Raw genomic sequence first — 15,104 nt, 5'->3', positions numbered from 1 at the left:
AAAATTTAACGATTCTCATTAAAAAGAAAAAAAGGTTGAAATTGACTGAAACACAGCAAATCACAAATCCGATCGAAACAGATGCCGTGATCATCGGTGCAGGTCCGGTCGGTCTTTTCCAGGTGTTTGAATTAGGGCTGCTGGAAATGAAAGCCCACGTGCTTGATTCTTTAAACCATCCGGGCGGACAGTGCGTTGAGCTGTACCCGGACAAACCGATTTACGATATTCCCGCGGTTCCGGTCTGTTCTGCTACCGAGTTAACAGAAAATCTGCTCAAGCAGATTGAACCGTTCAAGCCGGTTTTCCATTACGGTGAAGAGGCGCAGGTTCTGAAGAAACTTGAAGACGGCCGTCTCTACGTAAAGACTTCCAAAGGTACCGAGTTCCTTGCTAAAGCGGTGTTTATTGCTGCCGGCGTCGGAAGCTTCCAGTCAAGAACACTGAAAGTTCCGCACATTGAAAAATTTGAAGGATCACAGCTTCATTACCGCGTCAAAGATCCCTCCGTTTTTGAAGGAAAGAACATTGTCATCTGCGGCGGCGGAGACTCTGCCCTTGACTGGTGTCTGAATCTTGTCGGCAAAGCCGAGAGCGTCGTTCTGGTACACCGTCGGGACGGATTCAGAGCCGCGCCTGCTTCCGTCACAAAGATGAAAGAGCTGTGCGATCAGTGGGAAATGCAGTTTGAAGTCGGACAGGTCACCGGCTTTACGGAAGAAAACGGTAAGATGATCGAGGTTAAAGTTACCGGCGCTGATGGTGTGACACGTCGAGTTCCGATGGAACACCTGCTGGTCTTCTTTGGTCTGCAGCCTAAGCTCGGACCGATCGCAGACTGGGGTCTACAACTTGAAAGAAAGCAGATTGTGGTCGATACCGCTCGCTTTGAAACGAATATCCCGGGTGTTTTTGCTGTTGGCGACATCAACATCTATCCCGGCAAGAAAAAGCTCATCCTGTCGGGCTTCCATGAATGCGCGCTTGCCGCTTTTGCCGCAGCCGACTATGTATTCCCGGAAAAGCGTGTCCTTCTGCAGTACACAACCACCAGTCCGAAACTTCACAAAGTTCTCGGCGTTGAAACACCGCACTTTGATTAATCGGTGCTGAATGCAGCAACGGAGCCCTCGGGCTCCGTTATTTTTTTGTTGCTTTACTGATGCGTTAGGTATCAGAAATCTTGATCGACGGCATCTTTCGGCTGTAGTCCTTATTCTTCTTCGCTACCGCAATTGCCAGTTTACGGGCGATTTCACGATAGATCTGAGCGATCTTGCCTTCCGGTTCGGAAATCACAATCGGCTCTCCCTTATCCATGCTCAGGCGAATATTGATGTCGAGCGGCAGTTCTCCGAGCAGATCGACGCCATACTGCTTGGCCATTTTTTCCGCACCGCCCTCACCGAAGATGTGTTCTTCGTGGCCGCAGTTAGAACAAATATGCGTAGCCATATTTTCAATAATGCCAAGAATCGGCACGTTGACCTTTTCGAACATCACGAGACCCTTACGAGCATCCATCAGAGCGATGTCCTGAGGAGTTGTCACAACCACCGCACCGGTCAGCGGAACTTCCTGAGAAAGAGAAAGCTGGATATCTCCTGTTCCCGGAGGCATATCGACAATCAGATAATCCAGATCTTTCCAATTCGTCTGCTTCAGAAGCTGCTGCAGGGCGGATACGGCGAGCGGACCTCTCCAAATCATCGGCTGATCCGGATCGATCAGCACGCCGACAGAGGCAACCTGAAGACCGTGTCCGATCATCGGCTCCAGACTCTTTCCGTCAACCGAATACGGTTTATCGGTGATACTGAGCATCGTCGGCTGGCTCGGTCCGTATACATCCGCGTCCAGAAGACCGACTTTGGCACCTTCCTGCTGCAGGGCAAGCGCAAGGTTAGCGGAAACTGTACTCTTGCCTACGCCGCCTTTTCCGCTCGATACCGCAATGATATTTCTGACGTTGTCAAAAACCTTGACGCCGGGCTGCACCGAGTGCGCGATAATATTCTGACCGACATTGACATCAGCATCGATGCCGGCTTCCGTCAGTTTTGCTCTAACCATCGACGCAATGACGGGACCCTGTGTTTTGGCCGGATAGTCCAGCTCAATCTGAACCGTTGTTTTCCCGTTTTCCGTCGTCACTTTTTTCAAAGACTTGGACGCGACCAGATTCTTGCCTGTATTCGGGTCCACAACTTCTTTGAGAAGTTCTGTAATCTTTTCCTGCATTAAAACAACTCCGTTGTATTTTTACGCCGTCTAAACTATCACATCGGAACTGACTTGCATACCGTTCTCAGATAAATACTTACCAGGAAGTTCGGAACCACGAAAACAAAGTAAGAAATCCTCCGCGCATTGACTTATAGACGCTTTCTCCTTAATTCGGTCTGTTAAAATTGACGTTTGGTCTTTTTCAACATATGGAAAAAATATTCATGAGTAAACGCACCATTTTCCTGACGACCGCGCTTCCTTACGCAAACGGAAATTTTCACATCGGTCACATCATGGAATACATCATGGCCGATATTTGGGTTCGCCATCAGCGAATGCTCGGCAATACGGTTCATTTTGTGGGGGCTGACGACGCCCATGGCGCGCCAATCATGATTTCCGCTCAGAAGCAGGGCGTCACGCCGCAGGAGTACGTCGCGAAAATCGCGGCCGGAAGACCCCAGTACCTGAACGGCTTCTATATTAAATTTGACCACTGGCACAGCACCGACAGCAAAGAAAACACGGAACTTTCTCAGGAAATCTACCGCCGTTTGAAAGGCTGCGGGCTCATCTACAGCAGAGACATCGAGCAGTTCTACGATCCGGTCAGAGGAATGTTCCTTGCCGACCGCTACATTAAAGGAACCTGTCCGAAGTGCGGCGCGCCCGATCAGTACGGCGACTCCTGTGAAGTCTGCGGCGCTGTATATCAGCCGACAGAACTGGTCAATCCGTATTCTTCTCTTTCCGGCTGCAAGCCTGAACTCAGAAAATCCAAGCACTTCTTCTTCAAGCTTTCCGACCCGAGCTGTGTCGAATTCCTGAGAAGCTGGACCAAGGGAACCGCCACAGACGGAACTTCCCGCCTGCAGCCTCAGATCGTTGCCAAGACCGAAGAATGGCTCGGCAAAGACGGAGACTTGAATGACTGGGATATTTCCCGTGACGCACCTTATTTCGGCATTGAAATTCCGGATGAACCCGGCAAATATTTCTATGTCTGGCTGGACGCTCCGATCGGATATCTCGCCAGCCTGAAGTCCTACTGCGAATTAAAGGGCATTAATTTTGACGGACTGCTGGAATCGTCCACAACCGAACAAATTCACATTATCGGTAAGGATATTGCCTATTTCCATACGCTCTTCTGGCCCTCCATGCTACACTTTGCAGGCAAACCTTTTAAAGTTCCGGATCATGTCTGGGCGCACGGCTTTGTCACGGTCAACGGTATGAAGATGAGCAAGAGCCGCGGTACCGGCCTCAACCCCCTGGTTTATCTGGATCTGGGTATGGATCCTGAATGGCTGCGCTATTACTTTGCCGCCAAGATCAATTCGAGGGTCGAGGACATCGACTTCACAACGCACGCATTTGTCACCATGGTGAATTCCAATCTGGTCGGCAAATACGTCAATATCGCAAGCCGCTCAAGCGGATTCCTTGTTAAGCGCTTTGAAGGCAAAGTCAGCGATAAAGCGATTGCGGAGAGCCCGTTGCTTCGCGAACTTAGAGAGCAGGCCGGCGCCATCAGCAAACTTTATGAAGATCGCGAATACAGCCGTGTTCTCAATACTGTTTTTGCGCTTGCCGATAAGACAAATGAATATGTCGACGCCGAGAAACCTTGGGAACTTGCTAAGAATCCGGAAGCATCCGAAAAGCTCCATGAGGTTGCTTCTGTCACACTCGAAGCGTTCAGACTGCTCACCATCTATCTCAAACCGATTCTTCCGAGAACCGCTGAAAACGTTGAGAACTTCCTCAATTGCGGAGAGCTGAGCTGGAATTCCATCTCTGCTCCGCTGAACAGCGCCGCAGCAATCTCTCCGTTCAAACATCTGATGCAGAGAGCCGATGAGAAAGTCGTTGATAAACTCTTTGAGCTCAGCAACAAGAACGCTCCGGCAAACACGGAACAAAAAGCGGAAGAGGTAAAGAGCGAAGCTGCATCCTCTGAAGACATGGTTTACGAGGAACTTGCCCCGACAATTACTTTTGATGATTTTGCAAAAGTTGACCTGCGTATCGGCAAGATTCTCAACTGCACCGCAGTGCCAAAGAGCAAGAAACTGCTCCAGCTTACGATTGACGTCGGCGAGGAAAAACCGAGAAATATCTTCTCGGGTATCGCGGCTTATTACAACCCCGAGGATTTGATTGGAAAACTCACACTTGTAGTTGCGAATTTAGCGCCGCGCAAGATGATGGGTTCAGTATCTGAGGGCATGCTGCTTTCCGCTTCCGACGGCTCTGACAAGCCGAACGGCCTGTATCTTCTCGAACCTTTCCCCGGCGCAAAACCCGGCATGAAAATCCATTAAAGCCTTCTGCTGAAAAAGACCGCGGGTTCTCACAGATCTGCGGTCTTTTTTGTTTATTTCAGCCTAAAAACGCTCATCGTACCGTTCTAAGGCGCATAATGACGAGGTCGAAAGACATTCCCGATTTCTATTTATTAATAAAAACAACTTTCTTTACCTATCTAAGCATGAGTGTCAGATCCCATATCGTGGAAGCGCTTCATAGTTTTCCAATTGCGAAGTTCCACCCGGCTTCTTTATCGCTGCTGCGTCACTATTCGTTTAACGAATTTACGAATGATTTATCCGCAGGTCTTACCGTCGGCGTTGTTGCGCTCCCGCTTGCGATGGCTTTTGCCATTGCTTCGGGCATGACACCGGAATCCGGTATTTATACTGCCATTATTGCCAGCTTCTTTATTTCCCTGCTCGGCGGCTGCCGAGTCCAGATCGGCGGCCCTGCCGGTGCCTTTATTGTTATTGTTTACGGCATCATCGCGCAGTACGGCGTGGGCAATCTGCTCATTGCGACCTTCTTTTCAGGAATATTCCTGTTCCTGATGGGGCTCTTTAAGATAGGCAGCTTCATCCGCTTTATTCCGGTCTCCATCGTGATCGGCTTCACAAACGGTATCGCTGTACTCATTGCGCTCTCGCAGGTGAAGGATTTTCTCGGTCTTAACATCGCCAAGATGCCGGCTGACTTTTTCCATCAGATCGGGACTCTGTGGGGTGCCATTGACACGGTCAATCCCTATGCGGTTGCAATGGGACTTCTTTCTCTTTTCATTGTCTTTATCTGGCCGCGTTCCTGGACGATCGGCGGGGCGCCCTGGCGCAGATGGCTTGCGCGTATTCCGAGTACTGTCGTCGTTTTGATCATCATGACTTCGGCCGTAACTTTCTTCAATCTTCCTGTTGAAACGATCGGCTCCAAATTCGGCGGTATTCCCCAAGGCCTTCCTGAATTCAAAATTCCTGAAATCTCTTGGGGTAATATAAAACAGCTCTTTACGCCTGCGCTCACTCTCGCACTGCTCGGCGCGATCGAGTCTTTGCTCTGCGCTCGTGTCGCTGACGCGATGATCGATGACCGGCATGATCCCAATCAGGAACTGATGGGACAGGGAATCGCCAACTGCATCGTGCCTTTCTTTGGAGGTCTTCCTTCAACCGGTACTATCGCAAGAACCGTCACCAATATTAAGAGCGGCGCCGTCTCTCCGGTCGCAGGCATGGTTCATAGCCTAACGCTGCTGATCATTATTCTGGTTGCAGCTCCTCTGGCGATGAACGTCCCGCTGTGCTCACTGTCCGCGATTCTGCTCTTCATGGCTTTTAATATGGGCAACTGGCACGAGTTTGTTCGACTCAGACAATTTACGCTTTCCTATAAAGCCACTCTGCTGCTGACCTTCTTCCTGACCGTTATTTTCGATCTGACAGTCGCGGTGGAAATCGGTCTGCTCTCGGCCGCGCTCTTCTTCCTTTACCGCATGAACACGCTTACCCGAGTGCTTCCGAAGACACTGCCCTTTGACGCTCCGAAGGAGATTGAGGCTTGGGTTATGGAAGGCGCGCTTTTCTTCGGCTCTGTATCAAAGCTTGAAATTGTCACGGACCCGAAGCATATCAATGCGCCGGACGCTCCCGATGTAGTTATCTTCGATTTCTCCGAACTGCTGTCAATCGATAACAGCGCGCTCGATATCATAGAGAATTTCCAGCGCAATCTGGTTAAGCATGAAAAGGTACTCATCATCGCCGGCGCAAGTGACCACCCGCTGCGGCAGATGCAGCGTCTGGGGCTGGCTCAGAAACTCGGCAAATTCCTGTGCCCGGATATGGACTCTGCCATACGGACTGCCTGCGATGTGATTCATAACAAGAAAACGCCCGCAGCCGACTCGAATGAGATACCGATTATCGAACGCTGACACCGACTGTTGAGGTACTAAGGCTCAGAGTTGCTCTGAGCCTTTTTTAGGTCTTGTCGACAGAATTTTCATTAGGCATTAATACCTAATGCATAGACCAAAGTGTATTAGTAGCCAAGCTTTAACTCATTAAGTAGACTATATCCAAACGGATTAATCCGACTCAAACTAAGAAAAATTATCTTTCTCACACTGACGAGGGAATCAATGGGGAACATTTCTGCTGAGTGGCTTTCAGCTTTGCACAGAAAAAGATTTTATGACATTGATATCAAAGACAAAGAGAATTCTGTGCCCATTGTCCCCTGGATCCATCCCCCGCTCAATCAGGACATCGTCAGACTGCTTATTAAAGTCGGCAAAAAAGTCTCTCTAAAGCGTCAGGAAAAGCTTATCTCTCTCGGCCAAAGCATTCATCACCTCGCAGTTGTGACCAACGGTGTCACGGCCAGAAACTTCGGCAATCCGACAGTTGCCACAGAAAAAGCAGCGGCTATTTCTCCGGTGGGCCATCTGGCCTTAGGCAACCTCAATTTCTTTACCGGCAGACCTGCTTTCGGCCACTATTTCGCTCTGACCAATGCAGAAATCTACATCTGCGATCGTGAACTGATCATGCCGATACTCAAGACTGAACCGACTCTGCTGGCATCTCTGATTCGGCATTTCGAAAGCTGTGCGCTCTCTGATCGAATCGGTCTTGCCCTAATGGCATTCTCCCCGGTTGAGCAGCGTTTAAAGGCTTTTGCGATAAGCTGGGCTATCCATTTTGCAGACTCTTTCTATAAGGATGGGAAGATGTGGCTCAGAATGCCTGTCCCCCTGACGCGCAGCAACCGCTGTCTTGTCGCGAACGCATCTTCTGTATCAACAGATAATTATCTAAAAAAATGGAAGGACGAAGGCGTTTGGATTAGAGAGGGAGACTACATCACCTTCCCCGTCGATTTTTTTGAAGATGCGTATAAATGGATGAGGCATTCTGAAGAACAGAGCTCTTACACTTACGCAAGCAGCCTTAAAGAACTTTTTGAGTTAATGCCTCGTATACCTCAAACAATAAATCCGCTAACATCTCTTTGATTTAAACAGTAATTTTTAATCTAAAAGCCCTGATTCCATTCAGGGCTTTTTCGTCATTGCCGCGCAATAAATCAGGTGGAAGGATCATCATTTCACCCATTTATATTCTTTGTTGAAATTCACATCATTGAAGCGACATTCAGACAATATTTGATAAAACTACCTAACTATTTAATAACATGCGCTAAGGGTTAATCATTAGGAGGGGAACTAAAACAGTTTAGTGGTCATGATTTCGGATGATTTTTAGAATGGTTCCTGTAATTGCTTCATTCCCTTCAAACTACGGAGAACATAAACATGACCCTAACAAGACGCAATTTCCTTCGCTCCTCTGCCGTTTCTGCTGCCGCGATTGCCGGCGTCGGTGCTTCTCATGCAGCAGAACTTCCGAAAGGAGCCGAATGGAATGAAACTTGTTCACTTTTAGTCATCGGAACCGGGTTTGCCGGTCTTGGCGCTGCCCTTGAAAGCCATTATCTCGGCATGAAGGATATTCTTGTCGTTGACAAAATGCCTTCTGCAGGCGGCAACTCCATCATTAACGGCGGTGCCATCGCTGCTGCCGGTACCGACATGCAAGCTAAAGCCGGTATCAAAGACAACGCCGACCTTCTCTATTCAGATATTCTGAAAGCGGGCGGCGGTATCGCTCATGCAAACCTTGCACGCAGAATCGCTGACGAATCCGTTTCCAACTATGAATGGCTCCGCGATGAAGTTGGCGTAAACTTCAAAGCCGTTACTTACCATGGCGGTCACTCTGTACCCCGCAGTCATGCAGTCCAGGAAAACACCGGCGCCGGATTCATCAACCCGATGCTTGCCAAGTGCAAGGAATTCGGCATCAAGATCCAGCTTCGCACTATTGTTGATGATCTGATCGTTAACGATAAAGGCTGCGTTGTCGGCGTTAAAGCCCGCATCAACCATCGCTTCAATCGTCCTGACAGCGGCAAAGTTGTTTACATCCGCGCCACTAAGGGTGTTCTGATCGCATCCGGCGGCTTCAGCCAGAACGTTCGCATGCGCACAAGCCACGATCCTCGCCTCACCAAGGAATTCACTTCGACCAATCATCCCGGCGCAACCGGTGAAATGATTCAGGAAGCTCAGCAGGTCGGCGCAAATACCATTCATATGGACTGGATCCAGCTCGGCCCGTGGACCTCTCCGGACGAAAACGGCTTTGGTCTGGCTCCGCTCGCAGTTGAATCCATGGTTGGCTACGGCCCGATGATCAACCCGAAGACCAGCAAGCGCTTCATCAAAGAAACCGGCAACCGCAAAGTTCGCGCTGACGCTATCGTCGCCATCGGTGCCCCGGCCGTCATCTTCACGAATGAACAGAACTTCATGAACAAGGTTGTCGGCAAGAACATGAAGCAGGAACAGTTTGAGCAGGCCCTCAAGAACGGCGTTATCCGCAAGTTTGACGACCTCAAGAGCCTTGCTGAGTTCTATAAGCTTGATTATGCAGTTCTCGAAAAAGAAACTGAAAAATTCAACGGTTACATGAAGGCTAAGAAGGATCCGGAATTCGACTGCATGTTCTTCGATGACGGCGTGCCCAATGAAAAGGGCCCCTTCTATGCAATCCGTCTCTGGCCGCGTGTCCACCACACAATGGGCGGCATTGAAATCAATGAACAGGCCCAGGTTCTGAACGTCAAAGGCGAGCCGATCTCCGGTCTGTACGCTGCCGGTGAAGCAACCGGAGGTGTCCACGGCATGGTCCGTCTCGGTACCGTTGCTGTTGCAGACTGCATTATCTTCGGCCGCATCGCTGCTCGCACAGCGAACAAGTGGGCCGGCTGCTAATCTGATCTAACCTTTCCGGAGACGTCCTTTCACGGAGTCTCCGGTTCGGAGACACATCTTGAGAACAAAAATAAATTTGGGCTACGCTGCGGCGGCTGTCCTTAGCGCCGGGTTAATGTTCTTCGCCTCATTTGCTTTAGCTGCCAATCCTCCGATGGGCGCCGATCGTCATGTTGCAAAAGGAGTTACCTGCAACAGCTGTCACGGCGAAGACCTCAAGAACCCGAAATTCCCGGATGACGCAACCTGCACTCAATGCCACAACAAGGACGCATTAGCGGAAAAGACAAAGGAACTTCCGGGTGCCAATCCTCACAAAGCGCCTCATAACGGAGAATGCATCAACTGCCATCTCCAGCATGAGCCTCCTGAAAATTACTGCGCTCAGTGCCATAAATTTGACTTTAACGTCAAATAGCTTTGAGTGTTTATCAAATTCCAAAGAGATATCTCTATGAAACTTAGAACTCTTATGCCTGCAGTCTTGGCTGCATTCTCTACTACTGCCTTCGCAGCAAATGTTGAACTGTACGGTATTGTTGACGCTTATGTACAGGTCTATAACGGCGGCAACGGAGCCGTTGTCGATCTCGGCAGCGGCGGTAAAGCCGGCTCCAGATGGGGTATTAAAGGAACCGAAGATCTCGGCGGCGGCAACTCCGTATTCTTCCGCTTAGAAAACGGCTTTATGCTTGATAACGGTACCAACAGTCCTGCGACTGGCGGCGACGGATACGCCTTCCAGCGTGAAACCGTTCTCGGCGTAAAAGGCGGCTGGGGTGCCCTTTCCTTCGGTCGTCAGTACACACTCAACTTCGGCGGTATCGCTCAGTTTGACGCTTTCGGATGCAGCCTCGGCAGCACGATCAACAACTTTATGGCCCCGGCGCCTTATATCCCGAGCAATCATATCTCAGGCATTAACGGTCTGTCCGGTATTGACAACATGACTCGCCGCGACAACTCAATTATTTATGAGTCCCCGAAATTCGGCGGTCTGGTGATGTCTGCGATGGTTTCTCTCGGTGAACAGAAGAAGCTGAATCGTGTGACTCAGGAACTGAGCGATGAACAGTCCAACAAACTGGGCAACACCTATGCAGTGCAGGCGGTTTACCGCAGCGGCGCACTTGGCGTCGGACTGACTTACACCTATCAGAACCTTGCCGGCTTCGCGCCTAACAACTTCCGCACAATCAATGCGCATGAGTCCCTTTACAACCTTGGCGCCAGCTACGATTTCGGCGTCACAAAGCTGTACGGCAATCTTATTTACCGTCAGGGCTCCAAAGCGGTTGATCGCAACGCCAACCCGAATCTGATGGTATACAGCGTTTCCGCAAAGACTCCTTTGATGGGCGGCTACCTCTTGAACGGCTTTGCCTTCCTCAAGAACAATACGACAGACGACTCCAATGCGTGGAACATCTCTGCTCGCTACGACTACCCGCTCAGCAAACGCTCCACCATTTACGGCGGCGCAGCGTACATGCATAACGACGACAACGTCAACTACACTATCAATGGCGGCGGCGGTTCTTCTTCTGCTCCCGACACCAAGATCGGCAAGAGCCCCTGGACGGTTTTTGTGGGTCTGAGCCATGCGTTCTAACCCGCTTTAAAGTCTAAGTTCTCCTTGTAAACTTAAAGGCCTCTTTCAGCACATTGAAAGAGGCCTTTTTTCTTTATGAAAGATCTTTTGGAATCGGTGCCGGACCAAGGACCTTAACACCTTTTTCCTCCAGGGCTTTGACCTCGGGAATACGAAGCCTCAGAGCGGTATATACCGGCATGCTCTTCAGCGCCTGAGAGGTAAAGAACGCAAGCGCTGAAGCAATCATCATGGGAAGCGTCAGATCCCAGCAGGCCGTCATTTCCAGAATCAGAAGCACCCCGGTAATCGGCGCACAAATTGTCGAGGCGAAGAACGCGCTCATTCCTACGGCGCAGAAAACCATCGGATTCAGATTGAGGCCGAACAGATTAAGTATCCAGATGAAGAACTGACCTAGTATGCCGCCCATCAGGAGCAAGGGCGAGAAAAGTCCGCCCGGTACTCCGGTTGAATAACAAAGCGGAGCGAAGAACCAACGAATCAGGCCAATGGCGAGGATGGTCATGATCGGGAAAGAGTAATTGAGCATCTGCTGAGCAAGCAGGTCTCCGCCGCCGGAAAGACCCGGAGCAAAATAAACCAAAGCCGCAACCACTACTCCGACTAAAGCCGCTTTAACCTCCGGAAGAAGCGAAGAAAAATACTTATTGGCGTCCAGAAGCCAAAGAACCAGCTTGTTATAGAGCGGGCCCATCGCGCCCATAAATACACCAAAGCAGATATAGGCGGCAGCCTCCTTAAAATTAGGAAGCGCGAATGCTCGAGAGATCACATGATAATCCGGCTGCATGCCGAGAATGGTCATGGAAACCGTACAACCCGCAAACGCACAGATCAGCGTTGGAATAACCAAATTCATACGAATGTCCTTGGTCACTTCCTCAAAGGTAAACATAGATCCGCCAAGCGGAGAAGAAAACGCCACACCCAGGCCGGTGCCGGCCGAAGCGATCGTGAGAAAACGCAGCTCTTCAGGCGTAAATTTCAGCCATCGGCCAAGGGTCGCTCCAAGAGCAGCTCCCATCTGAACGGTCGGACCTTCACGTCCGAGAGCCATACCGCTGCCAAGTGTCAGCAGGCCGCCGATAAACTTCACAAACACGACACGAAGTCTTGCCGGCTCCACTTCCTGACGCCATGCCGCTTCAACATATTGAATACCGCTGCCGCCTGCGGTCGGGGCAAATCGTACCAGAGCCCTGCCAATCACAGCTGCTCCGACACAGATCAGGAGAATGAGACAGAACCCTTCAAAAAATCCGATTTGATGCGCCCATGCGGATAAATACAGCCTAAGATGGTCCGCTCGATGAAGAAAGACCTGAAAATAGCCGCCCACAAAACCGGTCAGAACACCGGCAATTAAACATACGAAATAGAACCAGCACGTGCGCAGCAAACTCACGGTGACCTCCTAAAATTTTTTTTCTGAGCGCAGGATCCCCGCGCTCGCTGTCTCTTTTTCTGTAGCTTAATAAGCTTTAGGAGGTCAGCCGCCTGAAGCGTCACAAAATGAGAATACCCTTTCCCCGTCTTCAGAGTCGGTCAAAAGAAAACCGCGGAATCCGCGGCTTGTATTCGTTAGGAACCTAACTGCTTTTTCGCAATTGCGGCGGCGCCGCTCTTTGGGAATAACTGAATCAGCTTACGGAAGGTTTTATTGGCTTCATCCGTTTTCTTTGAGTCCATCTGAGCCATACCGACCAGAAGATAGGCTTCGGAAACCTGCTTATGTTCCGGATAGCTTGCGATGAACTTGTTTTCAGTCCCAATAGTCTTAGCGAAATCGCCTTTCATGTAATAGCTGCTTCCGAGCCAATACAGTGCTGTCGGATAGGTTTTGGTCGCACGGTACTTAGTTGTGATCGTGCTGAAGCAGGCGATTGCCTTATTGGCATCTCCCTTCTTAAAGACTTCCAGACATTTATTGAGCTCCTGTTCGGCAGCGATTTCCTTATCGGACACCGCCTGAGCCGCCTTGGCTTTCGGGTCCATTTCGTCAAGACGGCTCTGCAGACTGCCGTAAATACTTTGAGCGTTCTCGCGTTCCTTGCCTAAGGAGTTGTTCAGCACATCCACTTGACCGCGAAGGGTCTGCACTTCTTTGGTCAGGCTCTCAAGACGGTCGTAGAGATTCATCTGAATATCCTGCTGCGCCTTGAGCTGACTGCGAAGTTCAATAATCGCTTTGCGTGCCTCATCGTCTCCGAAAAGGGCATACGCTGAAGTATTAACAGTGAGTAAAACGGTGCCGAGAACCGCGAGAACGACTTTCTTCATTACGGATTATTTGATCTGGTAGTTAATGTCAACACGACGATTTTCATAGTATGAAGATTCGTCATGGCCGAGCGCTTTCGGTTTTTCCTTACCAAAGCTGATGGTTTCGATCTGTTCGGGAGAAACACCCATCAGAGTCATACGCTGTTTGACCGCTTCTGCACGTTTCTGCCCTAAAGCGAGGTTGTATTCACGGCCGCCGCGCTCGTCAGTGTTGCCTTCGAGGCGAACGTTAAGGTCCTTGTGCGCAGCGAGGAACTGTGCGTGATTTGTCACGACCGGCATCTGGTCGGCGCTGACAGAGTAACTGTCGAAATCGAAGTGAACCGAGCGGTTGGCAAGAGGACCGTCCTTGCTGTTCAGCATTTCTTCAACAGAAGTCCCGTCGGCGACATTGCTGCCGTCCTTATCTTTATCAAGATCGACTGTCGAGCAGGCAGTCAGTGAAAACAGAACCGCGGCTGCGGATGCGCATAACGCTAATTTTGAAAACTGCATTTCAAATTCCTTTTAACTAATCGTGGGGCCCCAAGCTGGTTCTCTGATATCCCCACTCAAACCAGAAAGCCGGGATTTTGCGCTGCCGTCTGTAGAGACTGTAGACAAAACACCTTTCCCGCCGACTTCTGCGGCGTAAATAATCATATTCCCATTAGGAGAATAACTTGGAGATTCGTTTTTACCGACCTGCGACAGCGGAATCACATTGCCGGTTGCCAAGTCCTGCTGGACCAGCTGGAAGGTTCCGCCGCTGCGTACGATGTAAGCAAGCTGGTCATTCTTCGGGCTGACTGCCGGGCTGACCGCATAAGCGTTGCCGAAGCTCACGCGCTCGGCGCTTCCGCCGCCCACCGGCTTGCGATAGATTTGCGGATTTCCGCCTCTGTCGCTCGTGAAGTAAATGTACTGTCCGTCCGGGCTAAACGCGGGCTCGGTATCAATGCTGCTGCCTTCGGTAAACGGACGAACATTCTGACCGTTGACGTTCATCAGATATATCTTCGTAATGCCGCCCTTGGAGAGTGCCACCGCAAGCGTGTTTCCGTCGGGGCTGAACGCCGGAGCGCTGTTGTTGCCGCGGAAGCCCGCGACCTGACGTCTTTTGCCGGTGCTCAAATCGTGAATCCAAACCGTCGGCTTGCCCGTTTCAAAAGTGGTGTAGGCAATCTGCCGGCCGTTAGGAGACCAGGCGATCGAAATGATGGGTTCCTTGCTGCGCAGCGCCGCCTGAGGATTATGCCCGTCACTGTCGGCGACCATAATCGCGAAACTCTTGCGTCCCTGCTGTGCCACATAAGCGATGCGGCTGGCAAAGTCTCCCTTTTCTCCGGTCAGTCGTTCAAAAATACGGTCTGCAATTTTATGAGCATATAGTCTCAAATCGTCTTTGGCACAGACAAAGTTCGCCTCGTCGGTTTCCTGCCGTTTGACCGGATCAAAGAGTCTGAACTGCAGATCATAGCGTCCGTCAGGTGTCTTTTTTACCTCTCCAATGACGTATGCTCCGGCTCCAACAGCGGAAATTTTGCTCCACTCGGGCGTCATGTCATACGAGGTCGGAACCGGTCCGTCCACAAGACGGAACGCTCCGCTTCTCACCAAGTCATTGCCGACAATCTCCGCAATGTTCTCGGGAGCACCTTCATTGCCAATGAAGGCGGGAATGGCAATTGGGAACTGATTCGCTCCCACGCCTAAAATATCCACCTTCAGCTGTGCAAAAGAGGAACTCATAGTACTGGCAACAGCTGCCGCGCCCAATGATTTAAGAAACAAACGTCTCCTCATTTCAATCGCGTTTGCACTCATAGAATTCCCTCTCTCCTTACTTCT

General features: G+C 50.5%; 12 protein-coding genes. 7 read left to right on the top strand and 5 right to left on the bottom strand.

All coding sequences use genetic code 11. The annotated features are described in order from the left end of the window. Window positions 1–41: 41 nt before the first annotated feature. Entirely contained in the window at window positions 42–1,103 is a 1,062-nt protein-coding gene (locus NFR90_RS00880; protein WP_237178719.1) for an NAD(P)/FAD-dependent oxidoreductase, read from the top strand. Between the two features lie 64 nt (window positions 1,104–1,167). Here NFR90_RS00880 and apbC read toward each other — a convergent pair whose 3' ends face one another. Then, on the bottom strand, window positions 1,168–2,241 hold the full coding sequence (gene apbC / locus NFR90_RS00875) for an iron-sulfur cluster carrier protein ApbC (protein WP_160334756.1): 1,074 nt from the start codon (window positions 2,239–2,241) through the stop codon (window positions 1,168–1,170). Window positions 2,242–2,411: 170 nt separating this feature from the next. Between apbC and metG the strand changes: the two genes are divergently transcribed. From metG to NFR90_RS00845, 6 genes are all read left to right on the top strand, one after another. Further along, on the top strand, window positions 2,412–4,556 hold the full coding sequence (metG, locus tag NFR90_RS00870) for a methionine--tRNA ligase (protein ID WP_255453134.1): 2,145 nt from the start codon (window positions 2,412–2,414) through the stop codon (window positions 4,554–4,556). A 167-nt stretch (window positions 4,557–4,723) separates the two neighbouring features. Beyond that, entirely contained in the window at window positions 4,724–6,472 is a 1,749-nt protein-coding gene (locus tag NFR90_RS00865) for a SulP family inorganic anion transporter (RefSeq protein WP_251449875.1), read from the top strand. Between the two features lie 207 nt (window positions 6,473–6,679). Then, a complete protein-coding gene (locus tag NFR90_RS00860; protein ID WP_251449874.1) occupies window positions 6,680–7,555 on the top strand; it encodes a cyclic nucleotide-binding domain-containing protein in 876 nt (291 codons plus the stop codon). 300 nt (window positions 7,556–7,855) lie between these two features. After that, on the top strand, window positions 7,856–9,376 hold the full coding sequence (locus tag NFR90_RS00855; protein WP_251449872.1) for a flavocytochrome c: 1,521 nt from the start codon (window positions 7,856–7,858) through the stop codon (window positions 9,374–9,376). Between the two features lie 58 nt (window positions 9,377–9,434). Further along, window positions 9,435–9,794, top strand: a complete 360-nt coding sequence (locus tag NFR90_RS00850) for a cytochrome c3 family protein (RefSeq protein ID WP_370267410.1) — start codon at window positions 9,435–9,437, stop codon at window positions 9,792–9,794. Between the two features lie 36 nt (window positions 9,795–9,830). Next, complete coding sequence (locus tag NFR90_RS00845) at window positions 9,831–10,988, top strand: porin (RefSeq protein ID WP_160334752.1); 1,158 nt, start codon at window positions 9,831–9,833, stop codon at window positions 10,986–10,988. Between the two features lie 73 nt (window positions 10,989–11,061). Here NFR90_RS00845 and NFR90_RS00840 read toward each other — a convergent pair whose 3' ends face one another. The 4 genes from NFR90_RS00840 to tolB form a co-directional block, all read right to left on the bottom strand. Then, complete coding sequence (locus NFR90_RS00840) at window positions 11,062–12,396, bottom strand: ClC family H(+)/Cl(-) exchange transporter (protein WP_251449870.1); 1,335 nt, start codon at window positions 12,394–12,396, stop codon at window positions 11,062–11,064. Between the two features lie 176 nt (window positions 12,397–12,572). Further along, complete coding sequence (locus NFR90_RS00835) at window positions 12,573–13,271, bottom strand: tetratricopeptide repeat protein (protein WP_160334750.1); 699 nt, start codon at window positions 13,269–13,271, stop codon at window positions 12,573–12,575. Window positions 13,272–13,277: 6 nt separating this feature from the next. After that, complete coding sequence (pal, locus tag NFR90_RS00830) at window positions 13,278–13,769, bottom strand: peptidoglycan-associated lipoprotein Pal (protein ID WP_160334749.1); 492 nt, start codon at window positions 13,767–13,769, stop codon at window positions 13,278–13,280. A 12-nt stretch (window positions 13,770–13,781) separates the two neighbouring features. Further along, complete coding sequence (gene tolB, locus NFR90_RS00825) at window positions 13,782–15,080, bottom strand: Tol-Pal system beta propeller repeat protein TolB (RefSeq protein WP_160334748.1); 1,299 nt, start codon at window positions 15,078–15,080, stop codon at window positions 13,782–13,784. Between the last annotated feature and the right edge of the window lie 24 nt (window positions 15,081–15,104).

It is taken from the genome of Parasutterella muris (assembly GCF_943193095.1).
GTDB classification, from domain to species: domain Bacteria; phylum Pseudomonadota; class Gammaproteobacteria; order Burkholderiales; family Burkholderiaceae_F; genus Parasutterella; species Parasutterella muris.
The sequence above is the reverse complement of the archived record's forward strand: the minus strand, read 5'-3'. Positions and strand labels throughout refer to the sequence as shown.

Coding starts and splice junctions, on each gene's coding strand:
- NFR90_RS00845 (WP_160334752.1), top strand. CDS start 9,831: ATGAAACTTAGAACTCTTATGCCTGCAGTCTTGGCTGCATTCTCTACT.
- NFR90_RS00835 (WP_160334750.1), bottom strand. CDS start 13,271: ATGAAGAAAGTCGTTCTCGCGGTTCTCGGCACCGTTTTACTCACTGTT.
- tolB (WP_160334748.1), bottom strand. CDS start 15,080: ATGAGTGCAAACGCGATTGAAATGAGGAGACGTTTGTTTCTTAAATCA.
- NFR90_RS00855 (WP_251449872.1), top strand. CDS start 7,856: ATGACCCTAACAAGACGCAATTTCCTTCGCTCCTCTGCCGTTTCTGCT.
- pal (WP_160334749.1), bottom strand. CDS start 13,769: ATGCAGTTTTCAAAATTAGCGTTATGCGCATCCGCAGCCGCGGTTCTG.
- NFR90_RS00860 (WP_251449874.1), top strand. CDS start 6,680: ATGGGGAACATTTCTGCTGAGTGGCTTTCAGCTTTGCACAGAAAAAGA.
- apbC (WP_160334756.1), bottom strand. CDS start 2,241: ATGCAGGAAAAGATTACAGAACTTCTCAAAGAAGTTGTGGACCCGAAT.
- NFR90_RS00865 (WP_251449875.1), top strand. CDS start 4,724: ATGAGTGTCAGATCCCATATCGTGGAAGCGCTTCATAGTTTTCCAATT.